This window comes from Crinalium epipsammum PCC 9333 (assembly GCF_000317495.1).
Taxonomy (GTDB): domain Bacteria; phylum Cyanobacteriota; class Cyanobacteriia; order Cyanobacteriales; family PCC-9333; genus Crinalium; species Crinalium epipsammum.
Map to the genome: position 1 here is coordinate 2848679 of NC_019753.1, position 26286 is coordinate 2874964.

General features: G+C 40.0%; 26 protein-coding genes, 1 tRNA gene and 1 pseudogene. 13 read left to right on the top strand and 15 right to left on the bottom strand.

Annotated features, from left to right (window positions below; all coding sequences use genetic code 11):
- The first annotated feature begins 6 nt into the window (after positions 1-6).
- Together hemE and CRI9333_RS12360 are read left to right on the top strand one after the other, a co-directional pair.
- Positions 7-1071, top strand: coding sequence for a uroporphyrinogen decarboxylase (gene hemE / locus CRI9333_RS12355; protein WP_015203509.1), 1065 nt, complete (start codon positions 7-9; stop codon positions 1069-1071).
- Between the two features lie 151 nt (positions 1072-1222).
- Complete coding sequence (locus CRI9333_RS12360; RefSeq protein ID WP_041226032.1) at positions 1223-2203, top strand: NAD-dependent epimerase/dehydratase family protein; 981 nt, start codon at positions 1223-1225, stop codon at positions 2201-2203.
- Between the two features lie 92 nt (positions 2204-2295).
- Here the strand turns inward: CRI9333_RS12360 and ureG are convergent, their stop codons facing one another.
- From ureG to ureE, 3 genes are read right to left on the bottom strand one after another with little or no spacing between them, the layout of a single operon-like run.
- The gene (gene ureG, locus CRI9333_RS12365; RefSeq protein ID WP_015203511.1) at positions 2296-2910 is read right to left on the bottom strand and encodes an urease accessory protein UreG; all 615 of its coding nucleotides are present in this window, start codon (positions 2908-2910) and stop codon (positions 2296-2298) included.
- Positions 2911-2913: 3 nt separating this feature from the next.
- On the bottom strand, positions 2914-3606 hold the full coding sequence (locus tag CRI9333_RS12370) for an urease accessory protein UreF (RefSeq protein ID WP_015203512.1): 693 nt from the start codon (positions 3604-3606) through the stop codon (positions 2914-2916).
- Positions 3607-3643: 37 nt separating this feature from the next.
- Positions 3644-4078, bottom strand: coding sequence for an urease accessory protein UreE (gene ureE / locus CRI9333_RS12375; protein ID WP_015203513.1), 435 nt, complete (start codon positions 4076-4078; stop codon positions 3644-3646).
- 70 nt (positions 4079-4148) lie between these two features.
- On the opposite strand from ureE, the gene CRI9333_RS12380 reads away from it, so the two are divergent.
- The 4 genes from CRI9333_RS12380 to ureC all read left to right on the top strand — a co-directional run bounded on the left by CRI9333_RS12380 (position 4149) and on the right by ureC (position 7728).
- Positions 4149-5015 carry an urease accessory protein UreD gene (locus tag CRI9333_RS12380; RefSeq protein WP_015203514.1) on the top strand — a complete coding sequence of 289 codons (867 nt, stop codon included), beginning with the start codon at positions 4149-4151 and terminating at the stop codon, positions 5013-5015.
- 151 nt (positions 5016-5166) lie between these two features.
- Positions 5167-5469 carry an urease subunit gamma gene (gene ureA, locus CRI9333_RS12385; RefSeq protein WP_015203515.1) on the top strand — a complete coding sequence of 101 codons (303 nt, stop codon included), beginning with the start codon at positions 5167-5169 and terminating at the stop codon, positions 5467-5469.
- Positions 5470-5480: 11 nt separating this feature from the next.
- Positions 5481-5795 (top strand): urease subunit beta, encoded by a 315-nt coding sequence (locus CRI9333_RS12390; protein WP_015203516.1) that lies wholly within the window; start codon positions 5481-5483, stop codon positions 5793-5795.
- 217 nt (positions 5796-6012) lie between these two features.
- Positions 6013-7728 carry an urease subunit alpha gene (ureC, locus tag CRI9333_RS12395; protein ID WP_015203517.1) on the top strand — a complete coding sequence of 572 codons (1716 nt, stop codon included), beginning with the start codon at positions 6013-6015 and terminating at the stop codon, positions 7726-7728.
- 26 nt (positions 7729-7754) lie between these two features.
- On the opposite strand, the gene ddpX is transcribed toward ureC, so the two are convergent.
- The 3 genes from ddpX to urtE all read right to left on the bottom strand — a co-directional run bounded on the left by ddpX (position 7755) and on the right by urtE (position 11127).
- Entirely contained in the window at positions 7755-8438 is a 684-nt protein-coding gene (gene ddpX / locus CRI9333_RS12400; protein WP_198013566.1) for a D-alanyl-D-alanine dipeptidase, read from the bottom strand.
- A 53-nt stretch (positions 8439-8491) separates the two neighbouring features.
- Positions 8492-10213: a protein kinase domain-containing protein gene (locus CRI9333_RS24920; RefSeq protein WP_015203519.1), complete on the bottom strand. Its 1722-nt coding sequence runs from the start codon at positions 10211-10213 to the stop codon at positions 8492-8494.
- 212 nt (positions 10214-10425) lie between these two features.
- The gene (gene urtE / locus CRI9333_RS12410) at positions 10426-11127 is read right to left on the bottom strand and encodes an urea ABC transporter ATP-binding subunit UrtE (RefSeq protein ID WP_041226621.1); all 702 of its coding nucleotides are present in this window, start codon (positions 11125-11127) and stop codon (positions 10426-10428) included.
- Positions 11128-11384: 257 nt separating this feature from the next.
- Between urtE and CRI9333_RS24925 the strand changes: the two genes are divergently transcribed.
- Positions 11385-12197, top strand: coding sequence for a DUF3747 domain-containing protein (locus CRI9333_RS24925; RefSeq protein WP_015203521.1), 813 nt, complete (start codon positions 11385-11387; stop codon positions 12195-12197).
- A gap of 459 nt (positions 12198-12656) precedes the next feature.
- Positions 12657-13793, top strand: a complete 1137-nt coding sequence (locus CRI9333_RS12420) for a WD40 repeat domain-containing protein (protein ID WP_015203522.1) — start codon at positions 12657-12659, stop codon at positions 13791-13793.
- Between the two features lie 38 nt (positions 13794-13831).
- Here the strand turns inward: CRI9333_RS12420 and urtD are convergent, their stop codons facing one another.
- From urtD to CRI9333_RS12445, 6 genes and pseudogenes are all read right to left on the bottom strand, one after another.
- Positions 13832-14572, bottom strand: coding sequence for an urea ABC transporter ATP-binding protein UrtD (urtD, locus tag CRI9333_RS12425; protein ID WP_015203523.1), 741 nt, complete (start codon positions 14570-14572; stop codon positions 13832-13834).
- 92 nt (positions 14573-14664) lie between these two features.
- Positions 14665-15840 (bottom strand): urea ABC transporter permease subunit UrtC, encoded by a 1176-nt coding sequence (gene urtC, locus CRI9333_RS12430; protein WP_015203524.1) that lies wholly within the window; start codon positions 15838-15840, stop codon positions 14665-14667.
- Between the two features lie 47 nt (positions 15841-15887).
- Positions 15888-17048, bottom strand: coding sequence for an ABC transporter permease (locus tag CRI9333_RS12435; protein ID WP_015203525.1), 1161 nt, complete (start codon positions 17046-17048; stop codon positions 15888-15890).
- 154 nt (positions 17049-17202) lie between these two features.
- Positions 17203-18507 (bottom strand): urea ABC transporter substrate-binding protein, encoded by a 1305-nt coding sequence (urtA, locus tag CRI9333_RS12440; protein ID WP_015203526.1) that lies wholly within the window; start codon positions 18505-18507, stop codon positions 17203-17205.
- 107 nt (positions 18508-18614) lie between these two features.
- A pseudogene (locus CRI9333_RS28685) lies at positions 18615-18841 on the bottom strand (ABC transporter ATP-binding protein); the annotation flags it as partial.
- A 126-nt stretch (positions 18842-18967) separates the two neighbouring features.
- A complete protein-coding gene (locus tag CRI9333_RS12445; protein WP_015203527.1) occupies positions 18968-20047 on the bottom strand; it encodes a mannose-1-phosphate guanylyltransferase in 1080 nt (359 codons plus the stop codon).
- Between the two features lie 170 nt (positions 20048-20217).
- Between CRI9333_RS12445 and CRI9333_RS12450 the strand changes: the two genes are divergently transcribed.
- Both CRI9333_RS12450 and CRI9333_RS12455 read left to right on the top strand, forming a co-directional pair.
- Complete coding sequence (locus CRI9333_RS12450) at positions 20218-21666, top strand: LCP family protein (protein WP_015203528.1); 1449 nt, start codon at positions 20218-20220, stop codon at positions 21664-21666.
- Positions 21667-21718: 52 nt separating this feature from the next.
- A complete protein-coding gene (locus CRI9333_RS12455) occupies positions 21719-22243 on the top strand; it encodes a pentapeptide repeat-containing protein (protein WP_015203529.1) in 525 nt (174 codons plus the stop codon).
- Here the strand turns inward: CRI9333_RS12455 and CRI9333_RS12460 are convergent.
- Positions 22229-22939, bottom strand: coding sequence for a GDSL-type esterase/lipase family protein (locus CRI9333_RS12460; protein WP_015203530.1), 711 nt, complete (start codon positions 22937-22939; stop codon positions 22229-22231). The two genes, CRI9333_RS12455 and CRI9333_RS12460, sit on opposite strands and share 15 nt — an antisense overlap.
- Positions 22940-23114: 175 nt before the next feature.
- Between CRI9333_RS12460 and CRI9333_RS12465 the strand changes: the two genes are divergently transcribed.
- From CRI9333_RS12465 to CRI9333_RS12475, 3 genes are all read left to right on the top strand, one after another.
- Complete coding sequence (locus tag CRI9333_RS12465; protein ID WP_015203531.1) at positions 23115-23393, top strand: DNA-directed RNA polymerase subunit omega; 279 nt, start codon at positions 23115-23117, stop codon at positions 23391-23393.
- A 157-nt stretch (positions 23394-23550) separates the two neighbouring features.
- Entirely contained in the window at positions 23551-23916 is a 366-nt protein-coding gene (locus CRI9333_RS12470) for a DUF1818 family protein (RefSeq protein ID WP_015203532.1), read from the top strand.
- 48 nt (positions 23917-23964) lie between these two features.
- A tRNA-Pro gene (locus tag CRI9333_RS12475) sits at positions 23965-24038 on the top strand.
- A gap of 115 nt (positions 24039-24153) precedes the next feature.
- Here the strand turns inward: CRI9333_RS12475 and CRI9333_RS12480 are convergent.
- Entirely contained in the window at positions 24154-25146 is a 993-nt protein-coding gene (locus tag CRI9333_RS12480; protein WP_015203533.1) for a DNA cytosine methyltransferase, read from the bottom strand.
- A 13-nt stretch (positions 25147-25159) separates the two neighbouring features.
- Positions 25160-26257, bottom strand: coding sequence for a HindVP family restriction endonuclease (locus CRI9333_RS12485; RefSeq protein ID WP_015203534.1), 1098 nt, complete (start codon positions 26255-26257; stop codon positions 25160-25162).
- Between the last annotated feature and the right edge of the window lie 29 nt (positions 26258-26286).

Sequence of the window (26286 nt, forward strand, 5' to 3'; positions counted from 1 at the left end):
GTTTCAATGACTGTGAATACGCAGGTTCCTTATCTGTTGCGGGCGGCGCGTGGTGAAGTTTTAGACCGTCCGCCGGTGTGGATGATGCGGCAGGCAGGTCGCTATATGAAAGTTTATCGGGAGTTGCGCGATCGCTATCCGAATTTTCGCGACCGCTCTGAAAAAGTAGAACTGGCGGTGGAAATTTCTCTGCAACCTTGGAAAGCTTTCCAGCCAGATGGGGTAATTTTATTTTCAGATATTCTCACTCCTTTACCAGGAATCGGTATTCCCTTTGACATCATTGAAAGCAAGGGTCCGGTTATTGAACCTGCAATTCGTAGCCAAGAGCAAATCGATCAATTACATCCTATAGAGCCAGAGGAATCTCTGCCTTTTATCCGGGAAATTTTGCAAACTCTACGTCAAGAAGTAGGCGACAAAGCTGCCGTTTTAGGTTTCGTAGGTGCGCCTTGGACGCTTGCTGCTTATGCAATTGAGGGTAAAAGCTCTAAGGATTATGTAAATATTAAGCGGATGGCTTTTTGTGAGCCAGCTATGTTGCATCAACTTTTGGCTAAAATAGCCGATGCGATCGCAGTTTACGCTCGCTACCAAATTGATTCTGGCGCTCAAGTTGTCCAAATGTTCGATTCTTGGGCGGGTCAACTTAGCCCCCAAGATTACGAAACTTTTGCTTTACCTTATCAGCAACGAGTAGTACAACAAGTTAAAGCTACTCACCCGGACACCCCGATGATTCTTTATATCAGTGGTAGTGCTGGTGTGTTGGAACGTATGGGTAAATCTGGAGTCGATATTATTAGTGTGGACTGGACTGTAGATATGGCGGAAGCGCGGGCGAGATTGGGCGCTAATATGGGTGTTCAGGGTAATATGGACCCTTGTGCCTTATATGGTTCTAAAGATTTTATCCGCGATCGCATTTTAGATACAATCCGTAAAGCTGGTAAGCGCGGTCATATTATGAATTTGGGTCACGGTGTTTTACCCACCACCCCAGAAGAAAATGTGGCTTTCTTCTTTGAAACTGCCAAGCAAGCTGATAAGCTGCTGGCTACCCATGCCTAGTTGAATCAACAAATATCTTCATCCGTTTGGTTAAGCCTTAAATTAGCAACAGTAGTAGCCATTGAGTGCAATTTTCTATTGCTAACATTAATGATTAATCAACCGGATTTGATATAAATCTAATAGCACAAATCCAAAATCCATGCCTCCCATGACCCCAAAGCGGATTTTAGTGACGGGTGCTAGTGGCTGTATCGGTCACTACATTAGCGAAACCCTGATCCAAGAAACAGACCATGAACTGTTCTTGCTAGTCAGGAACCCTAGCAAGCTGCGAATTGACTATAAAGCCCGCAGTGGGGTCAATATAGTGCAAGGTGATATGCGCTATATTGAGCGATTAACAAGCCTGATTAAAAGTATGGATCAGGTTGTACTGACAGCAGCAGGTTGGGGCGGTATAGAGGCGTTTGATATTAACGTCAATAAAACTCTCCAGTTGTTAAATATGCTTGATCCAAATCAATGTGAACAAGTAATTTATTTTTCTACTGCCAGTCTTTTAGACCGCAACCATAAATTACTTAAAGAAGCTGGGGAAATGGGGACGGATTATATTCGTTCTAAATTTGACTGTATGCGTCGGTTGCCAAAATTAGCGATCGCTCCCCACATTACTACGGTCTTTCCTACATTGGTACTAGGCGGAGATGCTGATAAACCTTATTCACATATTTCTGCTGGATTACCAGACGTTGTGAAATATGTGAAGTATATTCGTTGGCTGAAAGCTGATGGCAGTTTCCACTTTATCCATGCGCGAGATATTGCTCAGGTAGTTAGATATTTGATCGATAATCCTCCTCTACCTGGCTGGGAAGAAGGAGTTTTTTCACGTCGCCAGTTAGTATTAGGAAATCAACGGACTACTGCTGATCAAGCTGTTGAAGAAGTTTGCGATTATTTTGGCAAAAAAATTCATTATCGTATCCCATTATCTATTTGGCTGGCTAATATTTTGATCAATGTATTCAAAATTCAAATGGCAGCATGGGATCGTTTTTGTTTAAATTACAGGCATTTTAGTTATGAAAATCCTGTAAATCCAGGGACGTATAATTTACCAATATATTGTGCTACGTTCAGCGATATTTTGAAAACACGCGGTATTGAAAGAACAGCAGCTAAGTAAAACCGTGTGGCAACAGATGTGGCAACGGATGGGATAACGAATATGGTTAGAGATAAAACTAATTAAACGGATGTAACGGATAGGTTGTTAGTTTAGTTATTGTTTTTTGGGAGATAGCTATGGTCAATAATAAAACTTACTATATCTGTTAGTTTTTGGTTGGTTTTTAAGTTTGTAAATACGAAGGGTTTGTCTTTACGCATCTTTTTAGTATCTTGTTCCATGATGTTGAGATCTGCGCCGACATAAGGTGCTAAATCAATTTTGTTAATTACTAATAGATCAGATTTAGTAATTCCAGGTCCACCTTTGCGGGGAATTTTATCGCCAGCAGCAACATCTATTACATAAATTGTTAAATCAACTAATTCGGGACTAAAGGTTGAGGCGAGGTTATCACCGCCACTTTCTACAAAGACTAAATCTAAATTGCTGAAACTTTGTTCTAGTTGTGCGATCGCTGCTAAATTAATGGAAGCATCTTCACGAATGGCAGTGTGAGGACAACCGCCTGTTTCTATGCCAAGAATGCGATCGCTTGCTAATGCCTGACTTCTTACTAAAAATTGGGCATCTTCTTGTGTATAGATATCATTTGTAACAACAGCAATATTGTAATCTTGACGCATTGCTTTACATAAAGCGTCAACTAAGGCTGTTTTACCAGATCCGACGGGACCAGCAATTCCTACTCTAAAAGCACTCATAATTCAACTGCGAAATAAGCGTGTATATTGTGTTTCGTGTGCCATACTTGCTAAGGCTAAACCCCATCCGCAACTATTCAAGTTATCATCATCTAAATTTAGTATTTCTTGTGCTGCATGAGTAATACTACTATGTAAATTAAGCATAATTTGTTGCCCAGCAGTTTGTCCTAAAGGAATTATTTTAACGCCTGCATTGACTAAATTACTAGCCCAACTGTGTAAGTATCCTAGTGTGGCTGCCAATAAATCAATTTCCCAGTAAGCGGAGATTAAACCGAATGCGATCGCATAATTACAAGGATTACCACAAGCCGTTACTATTGGTATCGTTTCTGGCTGTATTTCTTGGATCAGCCTCATTAAAGAATATCCCATTTGCCAGCTTTGATTACGCAATTCTTCTGTTTCTCTAGCAGCAGATAACCATTTATTCCAATAGCTTAATCTTTCCCAGTTTCCTTGCATTACGCTGTTAAAAGCTCTCGCCATCACAGCAGCTTCTAAACGAATGGCTCCATAGTATAATTCTTGGTTAAGCCAATGTTCTAAAGTTTGCTTGTCCTTAATTTTACCCAACTCTACCAAGGTTTCTAAACCTTCCGAATAGCTATAAGCGCCTATTGGTAAGGCAGAATTAGTTAGTTGCAGCAAACGTAGTAAATTAAGATAGCTTGAATTAATTGCTTCTCTCATGTTTGCGATAAAAAATTTAATTGTTAATTGTTAATTGTTAATTGTGTCCATAAGCGCCGCTTTCTGGTTGAAAAGGTACTATTTCTTCTGTGACTTGTAGATTTAAATGCTCTAGCATCGTTTTTAATACATAATCTGGAGCTAATCTTAAATAAGTTGTGTTAATTTCTAAGGCTATATGGCGATTTCCTAGATGATAGGCTGCTTTTAGTAAATCTAATGAATTTTTAGCGGTGACAGTAAAAACAGGTTCGGGTTTAGCAATTACTCGCACTAAGTTAGTATCTGTTTCTGATTTAAGTAAATCGCCATCATATAGCACTGTACCTCTGGGTAAATAGAGATATACATCTTCACCATTATCTGCTACAACACGATAGCGACTACGTGCGCGTTCTTCAGCAGTAAGAGAAAGAGTTAAGCTGACTATTGCATGATGATTTGCTGGTAATCTTGTTGTTAAAGTCAGCATTACTGAGATAGTAGGGTTAACAAGTAAGAAACTGGTATTGGTTTGAGCAAGTAGAATAAATTTATTTTTGGTGAAGCAAATTAGTACTTCTGAAAATAAGGATACCTTGAAGTCTAGCTGGCATGGAAGTCTTGATTTAAAGTTTGCCTGCCGTGACGGTGGATCTCAAGTAATTAAAAGTCAGGGAAAAGCGCCGTTGAAGGTGCAGCGACCTTTTTACCCAGAAGGACGCGAAGTTTGCCATAGTGTGATTTTACATACGGGGGGTGGTGTTGTGGGTGGCGATCGCTTGTCCTTAAACTTCCACCTGCAACCTAATACCCATGCTTTGATTACTTCTGCTGCTGCTGGTAAAGTTTATCGCAGTAATGGTTTAGAAGCTAGACAAACTGTGGAAATGCGGGTTGAAGCGGGTGCTTGTTTAGAATGGTTGCCACAGGAGAATATTATTTTTAATGATGCCAATTATCGGCAAGATTTGCGGGTAGAATTAGCTACTGATGCAACTTGGATGGGTTGGGAAATTACCCGTTTAGGTCGTACTGCAAGGGGAGAACAGTTTTTGCAGGGAAATTGGCGATCGCATACCGAAATTTGGCGACAAGGCGATCCTCTCTGGATAGATCGGCAATGGCTTCCAGGTGGTGAAAATATAATAAACAGTCCTCACGATTTGGCTGGATATCCGGTTATAGCAAGTTTTGCCTTTGTGGGAAAAGCAGTTTCTAAAGATTTAATTGAGAAAGCACGTAATTGTTGGCAAGCAGGAGAATATCAAGGAGAATCTGGAGTAACGACCCTCTTAGAAGGTATGCTTTGTCGCTATCGAGGCTATTCTACTCTTGAAGCACGTAACTGGTTTATCCGAGTTTGGGAACTGCTACGACTAGCATATTTAGGAAAGAATATTTGTATACCTAGAGTTTGGCAAATTTGATTTGATTAAGAAACTACTCCCTTCCCAGTAAAAGATTACTGATCGTATTCTTCTTCTTCCTTGGCGTTCTTTGCGTCTTGGCGGTTTTTCAAACAGGTATTCGCCATAGCTGGAAAGTAGTATATAGGAAATCAAGGAGGTTTTTAGATTAATGCAATTATCACCCCAAGAGAAAGATAAATTGTTAATTTTTACTGCTGCTTTAGTCGCAGAACGTCGTAAAGCTAGAGGATTAAAGTTAAATTATCCAGAAGCAGTAGCTTATCTCTCTGCGGCTATTTTAGAAGGTGCTAGAGATGGTCAAAGTGTTGCAGAATTAATGAGTTATGGTACTACCTTGCTAACGCGAGATGATGTGATGGAAGGTGTACCAGAAATGGTGCATGATGTGCAGATAGAAGCAACGTTTCCTGATGGTACAAAATTGGTTACAGTTCATAACCCTATTCAATAGTAGAGGTGAAAATGATTCCAGGTGAAATTATTGCTCAACAGGGAGAAATTGAACTAAACGCGGGTCGTCCTACCTTAAAAATAAAAGTAGCAAATACAGGCGATCGCCCCATTCAAGTTGGCTCACATTATCACTTTTACGAAGTCAACAAAGCCTTACAATTCGACCGAGAACAAACAAAAGGAATGCGCCTAGACATCCCCGCCGGAACAGCAGTGCGTTTTGAACCAGGTGACGAAAAAGAAATAATATTAGTACCTTTCACAGGTAGTCGTCAAATTTATGGATTTAATGCCAAAATCAACGGTCAATTACCAAGAAACTAGATATCGAGCAAGATAAATATTTTTTTAGAACGCAGATGGAAGCAGATAAACGCAGATAAACGCAGATGTTTAACCCAACTTAAAATGTATAACTTCTGATTTTATTAGTCACCAAAAAATACTAAATAACCTTTGCGATCCTTTGCGCTTCCCTTTGCGCCCTACCCTTCGGGAAGCCTTCTGCTAATGCGTTAAAAAAACCTAACAAGGAACTATTATGAGTTATAGAATGGATCGTCGTGCCTACGCCGAAACCTATGGTGCAACAACAGGCGATCGCATCCGCCTAGCAGACACAGAATTATTCATCGAAGTTGAACAAGATTTCACAACCTACGGCGATGAAGTTAAATTTGGTGGTGGTAAAGTTATTAGAGACGGGATGGGACAATCTCCTATTTCTAATGCTGATGGTGCAGTAGATTTAGTAATTACTAATGCTTTAATTCTCGATTGGTGGGGAATTGTTAAAGCAGATATTGGTATTAAAGATGGGCATATTTATAAAATTGGTAAAGCAGGAAATCCTTATATTCAAGACAACGTAGATATTATTATCGGCGCTGGTACTGAAGTTGTTGCTGGCGAAGGAATGATTTTAACTGCGGGGGGAATAGATAGCCATATTCACTTTATCTGCCCACAACAAATAGAAACTGCGATCGCCTCCGGTATTACTACAATGATAGGTGGTGGTACTGGTCCCGCTACAGGTACAAATGCCACAACTTGCACCCCTGGCGCTTGGAATATTTATCGAATGTTACAAGCTGCGGATGCTTTTCCTGTAAATTTAGGCTTTTTAGGTAAAGGTAATAGTAGCAAACCTGAAGGATTAATAGAACAAGTATTTGCAGGTGCAATGGGATTAAAATTGCACGAAGATTGGGGAACAACACCAGCAACAATTGATACTTGTTTAAGTGTTGCAGATGAGTATGATATCCAAGTAGCAATTCACACTGATACTTTAAATGAAGCTGGTTTTGTAGAAGATACAATTGCTGCTTTTAAAAACCGTGTAATTCATACTTATCATACTGAAGGTGCTGGCGGTGGTCATGCGCCAGATATTATTAAAGTGTGTGGTCAAGCTAATGTTTTACCTTCTTCAACTAACCCCACGCGCCCCTATACTTTAAATACTCTAGATGAACATTTAGATATGTTGATGGTATGTCATCATCTAGATCCAGCAATTCCAGAGGATGTCGCATTTGCAGAGTCAAGAATTCGGCGAGAAACTATTGCTGCTGAAGATATTTTGCATGATTTAGGCGCATTTAGCATCATTTCTTCTGATTCTCAAGCAATGGGGAGAGTGGGAGAAGTAATAATTCGCACTTGGCAAACCGCCCACAAAATGAAAGTGCAACGGGGGAACCTTACTTCACAAGGAGAGGGGGAGAAGGCGGATAATTTCCGCGTTAAAAGGTATGTTGCTAAATATACTATCAACCCTGCAATTACTCACGGTATTGCTAATTATGTGGGTTCCGTAGAAGTTGGTAAATTAGCAGATTTATGTTTATGGCGACCTGCATTTTTTGGGGTAAAACCGGAATTAGTAATTAAAGGCGGTATGATTGCTTGGTCACAAATGGGAGATGCTAACGCGAGTATTCCCACACCGCAACCTGTACATATGCGCCCGATGTTTGGCAGTTTTGGAGGTGCTATTTCTGCTACATCCCTTACCTTTGTATCTCAGGCAGCATTAGATCGAGATATTCCCACACAGTTAAAGTTACAAAAACCAGCAGTTGCGGTATCCGGGACACGCCAAATTAGTAAGCGCGATTTGAAGTTGAATGATGCCTTACCTGAGATAGAAGTAGATCCAGAAACCTATGAAGTTAGGGCAGATGGGGAGTTATTAACCTGCGAACCTGCAACAGTTTTACCGATGGCGCAACGTTATTTTTTGTTTTAGAGCCATTGTTTTGGGAATAACTAATCTTATACATTGTCTAGTGGCACGTCCAACAGAGGAAATTTTTCCCATCCCCGTGCATCAAAGTGCCACCATTCTGTCGGTAGCCCTACAAACTGATGTTTTTGCATCATCTCCTCAAGCAACAAGCGATTTTTCTTGGCTTGATCGCTGATATTACTGTAATTTCTATGCGCTCGTGCAGTAAAATTATCATACTCACTAGGCATCTCCAATTCCTTGCCAGTGCGATCGACAAGTGTAACATCTACTGCTGCACCGCGATTATGTCGGGAGCCAGTGCTAGGATTAGCTACATAGCGAGGATCGGACACTATTTTCCACATCTGCTTTTGCACTGACAAAGGTCTGTAGCAATCATAAACTTTCAATCCCAGCCCTTGTTGTGCTAATTCTTCTTGAACTTTTGACAGTTTCTCCGCTACTGAAAATCTTAGCAAGCATCTCGCTACAGGATAAACTTTTCTTTTCATAAAGTTATTTTCTGTAGCGTAGCGGATATCAATCAGGATATTTTTATTAACAGAATGAATATCAATTAGCTGAGAATCATCTATTTTTTGGGTAGGTTGAGATTGTGATGATGGATTTTCTACAGCAGTTGGCGTGGTGCTGGAATTAACTGTAGGGGCTACCGAAATAGAAGTATCTTTATTACAGGCTACAGATAAGAACGGTATCAGTGTCATCACGCCTACAAATTTTAGTGATTTAGGACACATTTGGTAATTTGTATAAACAATTATCTATTACAAACTTTTTTAATTCGATTGCTAGCTACCCAACCTTGAATAGGGGAGTTGATTTGAACCCAGCCCTTTCTTTCGGCTATCACGGTGAGGGTTGTGCCATTGTTTAATGAGCCAATATTATTGTCAGGTTTAACTTCAGGACTTTCACGTACGTTGAGAGGTGGATTTGGATCGTCAACTACAATAGTACAATTGGCAGCTTGACTGGAATTTTGCCCTCTTGTGGTAGTGTTATCAGCTAAAGAAGGCGCTACAGATACTATCTTGGGCGGATTAGAAGTAGTGGTTAATGGTGAAGATGGAGTTGTTGAAGTATTGCAAACTTTTTTGATTCGATTTGCAGCTACCCAACCTTGAATAGGCGAGTTAATTTGAACCCAACCGTTTCTTTGAGCTATTACGGTAAGGGTTGTGCCATTGTCTAATGAGCCGATATTGTTGTCAGGTTTAACTTCAGGGCTGTCGCGCACGTTGAGAGGTGGGGCTGGATCGTCAACTACAATAGTACAATTGGCAGTTTGGCTGGAATTTTGCACCCTTGTAGTAATGTTATCAGCTAGGGAAGGCGCTACAGATGCTATCTTAGGCGGATTAGAAGTATTGGTTGCTCGTGGCGATGGAGTTTTTGATGCTCCTTCTTGTATAGATTTGTGTTGATCGAGGAAGGAAGAAACTCCCATGAACACGATACCAGTTAGAGTTGCACAAAATCCTGTTATTAACAGCCAGCGCGGAAAAGCAAAGACAGAACGTGGTGGTAAAGATATTGTAGGAGATACATTTGGCTGTGGTGATTGCTGAGAATTTAGATCCTTGAGTACTTCATCAGCCGATTGATAGCGTAGCTGGCGCTCTATATGCAGTAATTTACTTAGTATTTGCTCTAATTCCTTACTAATTGGATACTGTAAGTGCATCTGCCAATTCTGTACCCAGCTATAACCCTGCGTTTGCCAAAGCGACCAAGGGTTAATTCCAGTTAGTAAATGAAAACAAGTTGCACCCAGGCTATAAAGGTCGCTTGCAGGATAAGCTTCTCCCCCCTGCATTTGTTCGATCGCAGCATAACCAAAAGAGCCAATGGTTGTTCCTGGTTTCGCTGCCACTGTTGCTGTAGCGTGTTTAGCCACTCCAAAATCAATGAGTACTAACTTTTTGTCACTTTGGCGACGAATGATATTTTCTGGTTTAATATCTCGGTGAATTACCTGTTGAGAATGCACTGACTGGAGAATAGGTAGCAAGTTGTGTAAAAGTTCTTGAATCTTTTGCTCGCTAAATGTCCCCTGTTGTCCCAACTCTTCCAATAAATTTTGTCCTAAAATAAACTGTTGTACCAAAAACAGGTAATTACCTTCTTTAAAATAGGCATACAGAGTTGGAATTTGGGGATGTTCGCCTAGCTGTTGCAATCGCTTTGCTTCTTGATAAAATAACTCTGTGGCTTTTTGCAATGCCCAACTACCTTGCACTTGAGGGGCTAATTGCTTGACAACGCATTTTTCATCTAGCTTATCCACATCCTCTGCTAGATAGGTGCGCCCAAATCCCCCGCTGCCAATTGGCTTAATAATACGGTAGCGATTTCGTAGTAGAACTACCAACCCTGTACCGCAACTAATGCAGAAATTTGTCCCATCAGGATTTTGCGGATGCTGACAATTGGGATTGAGGCAGCAAATCATAATTGGTTGGGAACTATTCGACTGCATACATTATAAAAATTTAAATCAAACTATGCTTTGTTACGAATCTGTCCGAAAAGCCAACTCAAAAAATTACAATTTCAGATGTACTTCATTAATTTCACTTACCTTTTCTTGATGATAGTGAAGGATAATATAATTTTTCTCAGCAATTATTTACTGAAAAACTAATTGGAAATCAATAAAAACTGAAAATGAATTTCTCTAGCTCTGCCTTTTTATACTGCTAAAAATCTTTGAATCACATCCTGACTTAATTCGCTAGTAGCACCAGAGGCAACAATACCGCCTTTTTGCATGGCGTAATACCAATCTGCTTGGCGGACAAAATGCAGGTGTTGTTCTACTAACAATACAGAAATTCCAGTAGCTTCAATTATTCGACGTACTGCTGCTTCGATTTCTAGAATAATTGAGGGCTGAATACCTTCTGTCGGTTCATCTAGTATTAGTAACTGGGGTTTTCCCATTAAAGCACGAGCGATCGCTAATTGTTGTTGCTGTCCTCCACTTAAGTCACCACCCATACGAGATAGCATTGTTTTTAGTACTGGAAATAAGGCAAATATTTCTTCTGGAATTTCCTGATTTCCTTTGCTACCGTCGCGTCTTGCTTCTAAACCTAGTAATAAATTTTCTTTCACTGTTAAACGTGGGATGATTTCGCGTCCTTGGGGAACATACCCAATTCCTAGTTTTGCCCGCCCGTCGGGTGATTTATTAGTTATTGGTTCGCCAACAAAATTAATTGTGCCAGTTCGAGGCTTGATTAATCCCATAATGGTTTTTAGTAGAGTAGTTTTACCTACGCCATTGCGTCCAATTAAGCAAACCATTTGCCCTGCTGACACAGTTAAGTCTACATTCCGGAGGATGTGGCTTTCACCGTAGTAAACATTAAGGTTAGATAGTTGTAGCATTAGCTGGTTAGAAGGGGTATTTGTGGGTGTGTGTGCGATCGCTCTGATTCCTTGTGTCATATTTATACCTATATTCCAAATCTCAAAATAGTCACTTGTCTAACTGACCACTATTAAAGTACTACTTTTAACCAAAAACTCAGCTTGAAAAAAACTGAATAGTAGACGCATACAGAAAGTGGTAACTACTCACCTCACGAGTTGAGGTAGTCAGGAAATACTGAAATCAATAGAGTTCAGTTATCCCACAAGCACAAATGAAACTTACAACCGCTACCAATAATACCTTCTCTTCTGTTGTTAATTCTGTTAAATCCATTACTACTAAACTACCTCTTAAGGTTGTTATTGCTTCGGCTTTATTACTCGGCGTAACTGGGAGTATGGTGATGGATTCCTTCGTACTTACTGCACCAAGCTATGCCAAAACTGTTTCTAAAACCAAAGCTCGTAAAGCTAAAAAGCGCGTTACAGCTAAGAAACCAGTTACAGCTAAGAAACCAGTTGTAGCCAAGAAACCAACTGTTAAACCTATTGCTGTCAACCCCATCAATCTCCCACCAACTTTTCAAAACAGTAACGATTCACCCAGACCTGTAGGTTCTTCCTTGTTTGGTCAACAAGAAGTTACTCAAAATCAATTTATGGTTGTGGCTGCACCTTTAAGTGGAAATCGTTATCAACTGGTGATTTTGCAGCAATTATCCAATAAAAGAGCGTGTTGGGCTGAAAATGGCAGTTCAGTTAAGCCATTATTATTAGACTTTGACTTTACAGGCATTTGTGGACGATTTACTGATAGCAACGGTTATTCAATGCGGCAAGCAGGTGTTGATTTAGGGGCGCAATATAATTTCGATGTCGTACAGCGTGGTAATCAACTGGTGTTGCTAGGCACTAAATCAAGAGATTTTAATGCTCAACCGATTGAACTTGGCAGAAGCAATGGTATTGGTCAAGGATTCACTAAAATCAATTTAGATTCTAATTGGCGGTTAGCTAAACGCACTTACAACGGTAAAGCTTTAGGACACATTTATCTCACCACTGATTCTGTAGCAAGTAGGTAATTGATAGCAAAAGAGCGAATTTATTATCATGGTCAATTCAGTATCCTACCCTGATCTTTTAAGGGTGGGATTTTCCATATTTTGGTTGTGCGATGGTAATACTGCAAGAAGAGTGTAACATTAACCTTCTTTTCGCCTGTCCCATACAACGCTCTTGGCGACCACCGCAAGGCGGCGCGTAAGCTTCGCCATAGCTATTTGTTTGTAGAAGGTGAGAGAACTGAACTGCCTACCAAAATTTATAAGTTTGCGTAAACTGCTTTTAGTCTGATGAAGCCTAACGTAGAGTAACAACTTACCAGTGCCAAGCTGCTGTAAATGAAGTTACTTTTAACAGAATTATATTAAGTAAAGATAATGAAAAAAATATTGCTTTTAAGTTTTAATCTAATTTTCACGTATCCTGTCTGCACCCTAACATAAGCGCAAACTATCAAACTAATAGAGATGAAATTTACAATGAAAGCCGTATTATTGTCAGTATTGGTGAGTTGTGCGATCGCACCGCAGGCACTTGCACAGCAGATTCCCAAGACCGCAATTAGCGCCAAGCCTAATTCCTCTAAAACTGCACAACAGAAGACAGCCCCTACAAAATCCTGGTCAAATCCAACGCTACGAATCTCCTTGCCGACGACTGCCACTAAATTAAAATTTAGTAAAGATGGCAAAACGCTATTCACTAATGGAGCCAATGAACAATCTGCTGAACTGTGGAGCTTGACGAGCGGCAAACGAATTTCAGCCTTTCCAGCAACACCTGGCTTTACCTTCTGTGATGTCGCCCTCAGCCCTGATGGGCAATTTGCGGCTGGTCTGATGTATTCCGGCTATGCTCCTACGTCAACTAAGCGCAATATCGAACTTTTAGTTTGGAATCTTAAGACTGGACAATCACAGTGGGTAAGACCCATTCAAAATCACGCCATTAAACCTGCTGACACCCAATTTTGTCAGGTTGAGTTCAGCCCGAATAGTCGCCTCCTCGCCACGAGCATCACCACCCCTTCTAACAAGTTGCAATCGGGAGTCCGCATCTGGAATGTTTTACAGGGAACGTTGCAACAAGTCACTCCAGGGGCTGTAGTACCCTACATGAATCGCTTTGCATTTAGCCCAGACAGTTCTGTTTTAGGGTTCGTCACTAAAGTCAAGGGCAATTCTCAACTGCATTTGTGGAATTTAAATACCCGAAAACTGCAAGCCAAACTGCAAGCGGTACATGAAGGTAATTTGTTGTCGATAATTGATATTGTTTTTAGCCCTAATCAGCAAGACGTAATGGCTTTTTCTTACGATGGAGGAATATCTAACTATATATCTCGTTGGCAAATTAAAACCGGAAAGTTACAACGAAAGTCAGAGCTTTCGATTGATCGTACCGCTAGTCTTTTGGCACTCAGTCCCGATGGACAAACGTATGTCTATGGGTCTGATGTGATTGGATATTATATCGGTAATTTTCAAACCAACAAAAGCTTTCCGTTTCCTCAAAGTCTTAGCCCAACAAGTGGGTTAACGAGAATGGTTTTTAGCCCTGATGGGCAACAGATGGCGATTGTCAGCAATAACCAGACTATTAATGTCATTCATTAAGTCAGTTCGCCTAGCCACGACAACAAAAGTATCGCATTTTATTGTTGCCCCAAATATACTTCAATTACACGCGGATCATTCTGTACTTCTTCAATAGTGCCTTCGCATAACACCGAACCTTCATGCAAAACTGTCACTTGGCGGGCAATTTGTCGGACAAATTCCATATCATGTTCAATCACTAAAATTGAATGACTTTGTGCTAAAGCTAAAAGTAACTCGCCGATGTGATAAGTTTCTTCGTCTGTTAATCCAGCAACAGGCTCATCAACTAGCAACAAATCTGGTGACTGTCCAACTAACATCCCAATTTCTAAACGTTGTTTTTCTCCATGCGAAAGTAAACCTGCTGCTATATCGGCTTTTGCAGATAAGCCAATAGTTTCTAGCAAACCTATAACTTTGTGTTTTTCGTCTTTTGAAGAACTACTAAATAAGCTGCTAAAGACATCTTTCCGGCGGTTGCAGGTAATTTCTAAATTCTCGCGGGGTGTGAGGTTGAGGTAAACTCGCGGTGTTTGGAATTTACGACCAATACCTAATCGGGCGATTTGATGTTCTGCCAGTTTTTTAGTGTTTTTTCCTTTAAATAGTACTCGTCCTTCAGTTGGTTGGACTTTGCCTGTAATTACGTCTAGAAAAGTGGTTTTACCAGCACCATTAGGACCAATAACTACTCGCAATTCACCTACATCCATGCTAAAGGTTAGGTGGTTGAGTGCTTTGAATCCGTCGAAGCTGACGGTGACGTTTTCGGTTTCTACTATTTTGGTGTTCACGGGATTTTTTTAACGCAAAGGACGCAGAGGTAAGCGCAAAGATCGCAAAGGAGAAGGATTAAATTTATCTTTGTGTTTATATCTAGTTTTTATTATTCATGTTCCAAAGTTTCGCGCTCAAGCTGTATATCTGGGTCTTCTTCTAAGCTTGGGTAGGTAGCTACTTGTTTGCGTTTTCCTAGAAGTGATTTAACTAGATTAATGCCTTGCGATCGCATCCATCCTACTATTCCATCAGGTAGCACTGTGACGACTATTAAAAATAAGGCTCCTTGGAAAAATAACCAAATTTCGGGAAATTGTTCGCTTAATAAGCTTTTACCATAATTAACTAGCAATGCTCCTAAAATTGCACCAATTAAAGTTGCACGACCTCCTACAGCTACCCAAATCACCATTTCTATAGAAAAGGCAATATCCATTGCTCTAGGTGAGATAGATTGGCTTTGTAGGGTATATAATGCGCCAGCAATTCCAGCTAATCCAGCCGAAACAGCAAATACTAATACTTTAAATTCTGTAGGATCGTAACCTGAAAACCTAATCCTACTTTCATCATCACGCAGAGCAATTAGTAAGCGTCCTAGTCTTCCAGTTGTTAACCAACGGCAAAGGGCATAAGCTGCTACTAAAAATATTACTGTTAGTATATAAAAAACTACTTGGGTTTTATTGTTACCTACATCAGCACCTAATAAAGTTTTAAAGTCTATTAGCCCGTTTGTACCATTAAACAGTTTTTGCTGACCGTTAAAGAAATTGAAAAAAACAATAGTTGCTGCTTGCGTCAGGATGGAAAAATAAACTCCTTTGATGCGATTACGAAATACTAAATAACCTAACAAGGCAGCTAGTAAAGTGGGAAGTAGTAAAACTGCTAAGACAGAAAAACCAAATGAATGAAATGGTTGCCAGAACCAAGGTAATTCTGTTACACCGTAGAGACCCATAAAATCGGGTAACTGGCTACTTGCATCAGAGGGAATTTGTAATTTTAAGTGCATTCCCAAGGCATAACCGCCTAGTGCAAAGAAAACGCCATGACCTAAACTCAGCATTCCTGTATAGCCCCAGATTAAGTCAATACCAAGGGCAACAATTGCTAAAGCTAAATAACGTCCCAATAAGTTGAGGCGAAATTCTGTGAGGATAACTGGCATTATAAGTATAAGGAGGAGTGCGATCGCAACGACAACCCCTACTTCTACCAGCAAAGCTTTTCGCTTACGGTTAATACTACGCTTTCCAATTGCTAAATCTACTGTCATCTGATTTAATCGCTAACTGCTAATTACTAATTGCTAACTGCTAATTGTTAATTGTCCACCGTGCGTCCTTTTTGTGGAAACAAACCAGCAGGACGTACTTGTAGAAAAGCAATGATTAAGGCAAACACCATTACCTTTGCCATACTGGTATTTGCAAAAAATTCAAAGAAATCAGCTAGTGGCTTTATTGGTGCTAACAACAGCGCCAATGTATTAGAACCAATTAGGTAATTAGCAGTGCCAATAGCTAAAGCTGCAACAATACTTCCAACTAACTTACCAACACCACCCACAACCACAACCATAAAAGTATCAACAATATAGTTTTGTCCGGTATTTGGTCCTACAGAACCCAGCAAACTTACCGCACAGCCAGCTACTCCAGCTAAACCCGAACCGATGGCAAAAGTGATAGCATCGACTTTAGCAGTCGCAATACCTAAACAAGCACTCATAGTGCGATTTTGTGTTACAGCGCGTATCCGTAACCCCCAAGCTGTACGTTGCAAAAATATATAAATCCCAGTTAAACAAATAATTGTTAACGCGATGATAAATAGTCGTGAATAAGGCATTTGAAAATTACCTACAGGCAACCCACCACGCAACCAACTCGGCGCTGTTACATCAACATTTTGAGCGCCAAACCAAGGTTGTGTAACTGCTAGTTTAAAAGTTTGCCCTAAAAATACACTCGTAGCTGCTGCAATTGCTAAAGATAAAGGTAGCATTACTGCTACAACCCAGTTACGAATGCGCTCAAAATCAGCACGGCGCGACAGAAATTGCCAAGCACCAAAAAAGAGCAAAGAAAATAGAGCAATTCCAATTATTAGCACCCAGTTCACACTGCGAACAAACTGTTGCAAAATCAAACTTACGCCCCAAGTTGCCAATAGTGTTTCTAAAGGTCGCCCATAAAGATAACGAATTACCCCTCTTTCCAAAATTAATCCCACAATAGCTGTAACTAAAAAAGCAAGAGGAAGTGCAAATAAGATATAGGTTTCAAACCAAGGGCTACCCAAACTTTTAAAAACATTTTGGACGACAAAAGTTGTATATGCTCCCAGCATCATTAATTCGCCGTGAGCCATATTAATCACACCCATCAACCCAAATACAATGGCTAAACCTAGCGCCGAAATTAACAAAACAGCACCAATACTAATTCCATTAAAGACCCCATCCAGTAACCCTTCTAACACACGCCCTCTCACTATTTATAGCAATTAGCTATTAGCAGTTAGCTATTAGCTTTTTTCAGTCGCAAATTATCTCTATCCCATCTGTGTGCATCTGTGTTTATCTGTGCTACATCTGTGGTTAATTCCCTAAAATTTAACTTATGCAGTAGCTCTATCAAATTTTGTACTTACCACCTTTTTTAGCATCAGACCAATCACAAGCATATCCTTTTGTTTCTGCTACATATTGGTTCCAAGGAACAGGTTTTACTGCTTCTTTAGAAGAATAAACAATTTTAAATAAACCATCTTCTCCTACCTCACCAATGCGGACAAATTTAGATAAGTGATGATTTTTGTCTAACGAAACCTTACCTTCTGGAGCATTAAAGGTTTGCCCTAAAGCGGCTTTTTTCACTGCTTCAATATCAGTAGTTTTTGCTTTTTCGACAGCTTGCTTCCAGAGATAAACCATGATATAAGCAGCTTCCATCGGGTCATTAGTTACTCTATCGTTGCCGTACTTAGCTTTAAAAGCTTCGACAAACTTCTTATTTTCAGGAGTATCTACTGTCATAAAATAATTCCAAGAAGCATAATGACCTTTGAGGTACTCAGCCCCAATTGCCTTAACTTCTTCCTCAGCAATACTGACAGACATAACAGGATATTTATCTGGTGATAATCCTGCACCTTGCATCTGCTTAAAGAAAGCTACGTTACTATCACCATTGAGGGTATTGAAAATTACACCACCGTTAGGTAGGGCAGCTTTTATTTTAGTAATGATGGGCGTTACTTCTGTGTTACCCAGTGGTAAGTAATCTTCACCGACTGTTTTAGCACCTTTGGCTTGTAATTGCGCCTTAATAATAGTATTAGCAGTGCGTGGAAAAACGTAGTCGGAACCTACTAAAAAGAATTCTTTACCTTTATTTTCCAATAGCCAATCTACAGCAGGCTCAATTTGCTGGTTGGGTGCAGCGCCAGTATAGAAAATGTCTTGAGAACACTCTTGACCCTCGTATTGTACGGGATACCAGAGCATATGGTTTTTAGACTCAAATACTGGCAAAACATTCTTGCGGCTTGCAGAAGTCCAACAACCAAAAACTGTTACTACTTTGTCTTGGTCAATTAGTTTCGTAGCTTTTTCTCTAAAAGTATCCCAGTTAGAAGCACCATCTTCTACTATTGCTTGAATTTGTTTACCAAGTACCCCACCGGATTTATTAATTTCTTCAATTGCTAAGTTTTCGGCATCCACGACGCTTTTTTCACTAATTGCCATCGTGCCGCTTAATGAGTGTAAAATCCCAACTTTAATTGTATTTCCGCCACCTGTTGAGGTAGATGTGGTAGCGTTGCTAGTTTTTGTGTCGCTAGCAGGTGGATTGCTGCAAGCCTTTAGTAGAAGGCTTGTTCCTAATGTCCCTGCACTATAAATGATAAATTTACGTCGTCCTAATCGTCCTGCCATATCTGCCCACACTCCTCAACTAATCAACCAATAGATGGATGTCTACACAGTTAAGCTGTGATTTTATACGCAATTTTTAAAACTAATTGTAATTATTGATACAGAACTCACACCACTAGAGGTAACTCCTGAAAATCATTATTGGGTGTGGTTAAATGTTCCTCTTGGCGCAGAAGTTTTAAAACTTGATCCTTGTAGTCCTGAAACTTGCGATCGCACTTCATGTGATGGGTGCGAGTTCCTACTTCACAGTTCCAGGGCGTGAACTCAATACATAAATACGTTGAGACAGAAAAACTGCTTCTTCAACATCGTGAGTAATCATAAAAGTGGTGTTTTGAATTACAAAACACCTTGGTTGGACTACAAGAATTATTAAGTTTCGTAAAATTAACGTACTGATAAATATAAGTCGTCATTAGTCAAAAGTTTTTACCAATGACCAATGACCAATGACCAATTAAAGCAGTTGTTGCAGATTAGGATGTTCTTGCAGCAACTTAATTACCTGCTTGATATCCTGTGTGCGGTCTTTTTTGACGATTAAAGTAACATTGCGATCGCGCACCACCACAACATCCTCTAATCCAATCGTGACTATTACCTCATCCTCATCCGTAGCATAAAGAATTGCGCCCTCTGTATCTAACCCGATATGCTGCGCCAACTCCACATTTTTCGCATCTCCTTTCATCAGACGCTCGATCGCATTCCAGTCACCTAAATCGTCCCAACCAAACGATGCTGGCATAACATAAGTTAGCTCAGTCTTCTCCATCAAAGCATAGTCAATGCTTTTCTTAGCTAACTCCCCATAAGCCGCTAAACCCTTAGCTTTCAAAAGTTGAATTATTTCTGGTGCATATTTTTCTAATTCCTCTAAAACAACACCAGCCTGAAACACGAACATCCCACTATTCCAGGTGTAAGGACATTCTCCAGTACGGCTTTTCGTTGCCAGAAACGTTTCTGCTGTTTGTCGATCTGGCTTTTCTGTGAATCTGTCAACGTGGTAAACTGGCAACTCTCCAAAAGTGCCAACTTGTTCACCTTGCTGAATATAACCGTAGCCAGTAGACGCATAGCTAGGAGTAATCCCTAATGTGACAATAGCTGCCAAATAGGTAGCAAGTTGAGTTGCCGCATTCAGAGTTTTTTGAAAAGCGACTTGATCGCCAATCCAGTGATCAGCAGGAAAAAAGCCAATAACTGCATCTTCCCCATAACGGCGAGATATTTCCAGAGTTGCCCAAGCGACTGCTGGTGCGGTATCTCGACCTTCAGGTTCCACCAGCAAATTTTCAGGAGGTAGCTGAGGAAGTTGCGATCGCACCCCTTCAGCTAGTTGGGCAGATGTCACAACCCATAACCCCTCCCAACCATCAGCCATTGTCAGCAAGCGATTAGCAGTTTCCTGCAACAAGCTGTTACCACTGCCATCTAGACACAAAAACTGCTTAGGTCGGTGTTTACGGCTCAGAGGCCAAAATCGCTCACCCTTACCACCTGCAAGAATAACGGGAATTAAAGATCTATCCATTGGTAGCAGTAACCATTTTCGGTCTATAGTAACTTTGCCCTAGACTACAAAATCAATTTTTCTGAGTAATTGTTATAACTGCATTGAATAAAAAGCTCAAGCTATAATCCTGCATGAGCTTTTAGTATGCACTAATAAGGACTCAGATCAAGCTTTATGGTGAGGTGAACGTGGAACAAAGTGTAAAAAATTCAACAGAGGATGTAAAAATTAAATCCTCCAAAGGTTCTGCGAATCATCACCGCAAAACTGTTAATGATGCCGCAGACAAATTTCAGGAAAAGAAAGCTCCTAATTCTCAAGCGTCCCCCTCAAGGTTCGTTAAAATTCTCTCACACCACTTACTAGACGTAAAATTTAACTTTTTTCCAGTTCGTTCCCTCTTATGGAGCGGGGCATTTGCCATAACAGCAGTAGCTTCGGCTACACTCGGCACTACGGTGGCGCTAATGGTTCCTTTGTCTCCACTCATAGCTGTGAGCCATGAAGGACAGCAAAACAAGAGTATTTGGAGCGAAAGCTTTCACTATGGTTTATCACGACCAGTTAATATCCTGGTGATGGGAATTGACCGCGTTATCGACGTTCCAGACGACCCACGCCAAATATTCAGAGGTCGTAGTGATACAATGCTGCTGTTACGGCTAGATCCGAGCGATCGTTCCGTAAAAATGCTATCAATTCCGCGCGATACTCGTGTTGATTTTCCAGGTATGAGTATACCTAAAATCAACCAAGCTAATGCCGATGGCGGAGCAACTTTAGCTGCACGAGTAGTACACCATACATTAAACAATGTACCGATTGATAGATACGTGAGAGTCACCACTGGTGCATTTCGTGAATTGGTAGATTTAGTAGGTGGCGTAGATGTGTTTGTGCCTGAGCGGATGTCTTACCATGACAATACTCAGAATTTGCACATTGATCTGGCTCCAGGTTGGCAAACTCTTAACGGTGAAAAAGCTGAACAGTTTGCTAGATTCCGCAATCATAATAATGGTGATATTGGTCGGGTACAAAGACAACAAGCACTGCTGAAATCTTTAAGAGCTAAATTACAGACACCAGCGATGGTACCTCGTTTGCCTAAGCTGATTCGCGTCCTGAGTAAATATATAGATACTAACCTTAGCTTAGAAGAAACTCTGGCACTAGGCACTTTTGGTCTTACCCTACAGCAAGATAACTTCAAAATGGTGCTGTTACCTGGTAGATTTAGCACTCCTAATGAATTTTCGGCTAGTTACTGGATTATGGATTCAATTGGGAAAGACCGGATTATGCGTGACTATTTCGGTCAAGAATCAACACCGACATTATTGGCTGCTAATCCTTCCGCCAATGAACTGAGAATTGCTATTCAAAATACTACTGGTCAGCCTCGGATGAACCAAAAAGTGATCAAGTTTCTTAGAAGCAAAGGCTTTTACAACGTATACTTAGTTAACGATTGGTCAGAGTCACAACAACAGACTCAGATTATCGCCCAACAAGGTGATGTGAAAGCGGCGATCGCACTCAAAAACATCTTGGGATTAGGTAAAATAGAAGCGGATTCAACTGGGGATCTCAAATCAGACATCACAATTCGCGTCGGTCAAGATTGGCATTTATAACAAGTTGAAATTTTCTGAATTTAAAAATAGTTAAATTTTAATTATTTCTGAGATGGTTTATTTAACAACAATTAAAAATACTATCCTACGTTTACTAGCACTAATTCTAGTTCTAGTAATGGCATGGCTGTGGGTATTGTTAAGTGCTACTCCCGCTCTAGCACAAACAAAAACTGTTAACTACACCCATACTTTTCTAGAAAACCGCGACTTTTCTAATACTGACTTGACGGGTGCTGTATTTGCCGCAGCACAAATGAAAGGCGCGAACTTTCAAGGATCTAACTTAAGTAACGCTATCCTTAGTCAAGGAACGTTATCAAACGCCAATTTCGCAGACGCAAACCTGACTAACGCGCTTGTAGATCAGGTAACGTTGGATGGTGCTGATCTGACTAATGCTATTTTCAGACAAGCAACAATGGTTGGGACAAACTTTAATGATAGTGCGATCGCTGGGGCTGATTTTACAGATGCGATTATTGATCGCTATCAACTTAAGCAATTGTGTCAACGTGCTAGTGGAGTTAACCCTGTAACTGCTGTATCTACACGGGAAAGCTTAGGCTGTGATTAAACTGGAGTTGGCTAACTGAGTAATTGGTTGCCAATTCAGCACATCTTTTAATAATGCCTGATAACCACTGCTGTTAGGGTGTAAACCATCAGCGCACATTTGCTCACGACACCAATCAGTACCTCGCTCAATCCATAAATCAAAGATATCCAAATAAGGAATATTACGTGCTTCGCAAGCTAGTCTAGTTGCTTCTTTATAACGGTACTGATCCTCATGGTTGTAATAAAAACAATCTAGAAACGGCATTTTAGATTCATCTACGGGAACCATTCCCACAAAATAAACTGGACATAGCTGTTTTGCTCGATCCAACAGTTGGCTGATTTCCTGTTGGAAAACGCCAAAATCCGTAAAATAACGCCCACTTGTACGCCCTAGTCTAGCAGCATCATTAACGCCGACTGAGAGTGCGATCGCATCCGGTACGCGATTTCTCAGTTCACCCCGATTTCGGAACTCTTGCTCTAAACGTTGTGATACTTGCAGAACACCATCGCCTCTAACGCCTAAATTGTAAATTACATGACCTGGACTATCAGGCATCATCCAGTTGCGTCTGAGTCGTTCTACCCAACCACCACCTTCAAAATCACCAAAGCCATAAACAATGCTATCCCCTATTACAACGATCTTGAGGGGATGGACATTTGATTGAGGATAGCGTTTAACAGTTGGCGATGCTAGTGTTTGCATAAACGGCAATTAAACAGATAATTTTCAAAACTAAACAGATTGATAAGAATCTACATAATAATGTACTTTCTCGCTATACCCAAAAGTGAGGAATCTTAAAACAGAGGTCTTGTAATCCTAGTTACAACCCGCCCGCTCCTCACTTTCAAAACAGTCAGTTAAACTGGAGGATACTATGAAACCAGGAAAATATATGCTTCACAGGCGTTCCCAGTATGATTCAACTCAAATCATGTACCGTGCAGAGGAATTAGTTAATGCAGCCTCTAATCGCTACAAGATTACTGTGCAAGTGGCGAATCGTGCCAAACGTCGCCGCTATGAAGAGTTAGACAGTATTGATGATCCAATGATGAAACCCGTACTGCGGGCAATTGTCGAAATGTCGGATGAGATTACACAACCTGAAATCATTGGTGACGACCAAACATCCTACAGCAGCAGGGGCAAATAGAACCCTAGAGAAAGCTAGTTAATAACTCTTCAACATTCGACGAACCTTCTCTAAGGCTTAATGTAGTGCGGGCATCTTGCCCGCAAATCCCGAAAATCTTAGTGTTTTTCACATCTATATCAACCAGCATGAGCGCAAAAATAAGGATCGCAATTGCATGGAGCGTTTGATCAAAAGCGGTTCTGGTTGGCGGATTGGCTGGAACCCAGATGCGTCTGAATATCAAGGTTTAGTTGGTAGCGATACTTGGGCAATTGAGCTAACTGAAGCTGAACTGCAAGACTTTTGCAAGCTATTAACGCAGCTTGCAGAAACAATGAGCTATATGGCGGCTGAGTTAATGGATCAAGAAAAAATCGCCTGTGAAGCGGAAAGCGATTTATTATGGATGCAAGTCGAGGGATATCCCGATGCTTACAGCCTTAGCTTTATTTTGAATACAGGACGGTGCTGTGAAGGTAGTTGGACAGCAGATGCAGTTCCAGGTTTAGTTCAAGCTGTTCAGGTATTAAAAGTTTTTTAATAAAACTATTGCAAATTTCAGCCATTTTGCTATACTAGGTATTCGTGTCGGGGCGTAGCGCAGCTTGGTAGCGCACTACTTTGGGGTAGTAGGGGTCGTGGGTTCGAATCCCGCCGCTCCGATTAAAAGCCAGAACTAATTACTGGCGAAAAATACTAAGATTTACTCTAGAGGTATTCTTATCTCTAGAGTAAATTTTTTATTGATTAGACCAAAAACTAAGTATCTTTAAACGAGTCAGCACAGTTGTGTCACTACTTGTTGAGTGCAATTTTTCACTCTACGATTACCTTGATCTTGCATATACTGAAGGAGACATTTAGCAACGTATTCAGCAAGTTTTACTGGTACTGCATTACCAATCATTTGTTCTAAATCAGTTTTTGAACCCTCAAAAATAAAACTTTGGGGAAAAGTTTGTATATAGCTTCTTTCAATGGTAGTTAAAGGGCGCAAATCCGGCGAAATTGGCGCTGTATCGCCTGGATGAAGCTGATAATTTTTAGGAATAGGTCTATTAACGCCTCTAATAGTAGGACTTGGTTCATCAATGCTAAAAATGGCTCGTCTTTTATAGCTTCTCGGATGCCTATAGTAATAGTCTATTCCTAAGCTGTCTCCTAAATATTCTCTAACTGTTAAGGGACGCTTAGATAAATTTGCTTCTAAATAAGGTTCTATACTTTTATCTGCGCCCCCAAGTTCTCCTATACAAAAAAATCTTTTACGTTTCTGTGGTACACCACATAAGCTAGCGTCTAATGTTTTCTCACTTAGCCCATATCCAGCAAGCTTAAAAATTTCTCTAGCAATTTTATATTTGTTACTTTTAAGCAACCTATCTACATTCTCCATTACAAAGTATTGAGGTTTTACATGAGCAACAATTTGAGCAAAAGAGATAGTTAAATCTGCCCTACCTAATTCTTCATTGCGTTTACCTGCACTAGAAAAGTCTTGGCAAGGAGGTCCACCAATAATTATATTTACATGGTTATTTTTGAATACTTCAGATGTGCTATCTATTTTATCAATGTCGCATAAAATAATTGGATGGTTAAAATTTTTTGCGTAAACCTTTATAGCAGGTTCCCAATTATCTAAAGCAGCCAAAATTTTAAATCCAGCATTTTGAAATCCTAGTGACAACCCCCCACAACCTGCAAATAAGTCTGTTATTTCCAGTGAAGTAATTTGATTATTGATTTTTAAACCTACTTGGCTAAACATTTTAGATTATAGTTTAATTATTAGCATCAAAAATTTCTGAATTGCTTAAAACAACAGCATCAAATCTTCTCTCTGGGCTTAAAAAGTTTTGTCCGCCTCCTAAAATAATATTTTTTATTTCTGACTTATTTACTCTAGGCGTGATTAGTTCAGGGCAATTCATATAGAGCCGAGTAACATTTCCTGATAAAGCGAATGCTTTATCGTTTTTAGTATGGTATGTTAAACTGTCAATTATTAATTTATGATTCATTTTACCATTAGTAGCAAATTCATAAAGCATTTTTGCCAACCATACAACAGAACGCATAGGGCGTTGGATGACTTCTAAATTTTCTTTGGTAAAATTTTTACTGATGTCGAAGAAAAGCCTTGTAAAAGCAAAATCACTCCAGACAAAAATATCTAGACAATTTTCATATAATGTAAATGTTTTACCTTGAGTTTTCCAGATAGGTTGAATTACTAAGGGTTGTTGGATTTCTATATTATCGCTTAATAATCTATCAATTGCCTGTATTAATAACGGAATTACAGGTAGAACTGATTTTGCACTTGACCAGTCGTTAATTTTGCTACATACTGGATCGAGGTAATTTAGTAATTCTTGTTGAGATTGTTGAAAATTATTTGCAATGCTTAAAGCTAAATAAACAATGGTATCGGGTCTTGTCACAATTTCACAGCCATACTGTTCGTGGGTAAGATTACAGGTTGAGCTATCTGGTAAAGCTGTTAACTTAATTTCTAGACCACGCAAGCAAGAATCGCTTTGAGATGTGTCTTGTGTTACTAAATCAACTCTTGGCAATTTTCCTATCACTGTTTTGCGATAAGGTACATAATCACTTTCAAAGGCAAAAAATAAGTGAGGAGAAGAGGGATTTATACCAAATAATTGTGATACGTTAATTTTTGTATGATTAATACTAAGCTGTTGATCAAGCGTTAGATAAACAGGCTCTAGTTCTTTAGACTGCATATAGCAAGCTAAAGCTGTTGGGAAAGAGTTATTAAATTGATTTTTGCCCCAGCTACTCCTTAGAGAAAAATCCCTATTAGAATTAGTTAAGCCGAATAATTGTGGTTTTGCTTGGTTATCGTTAATCATAATTTATATATTTTAAATGTGATGATGTT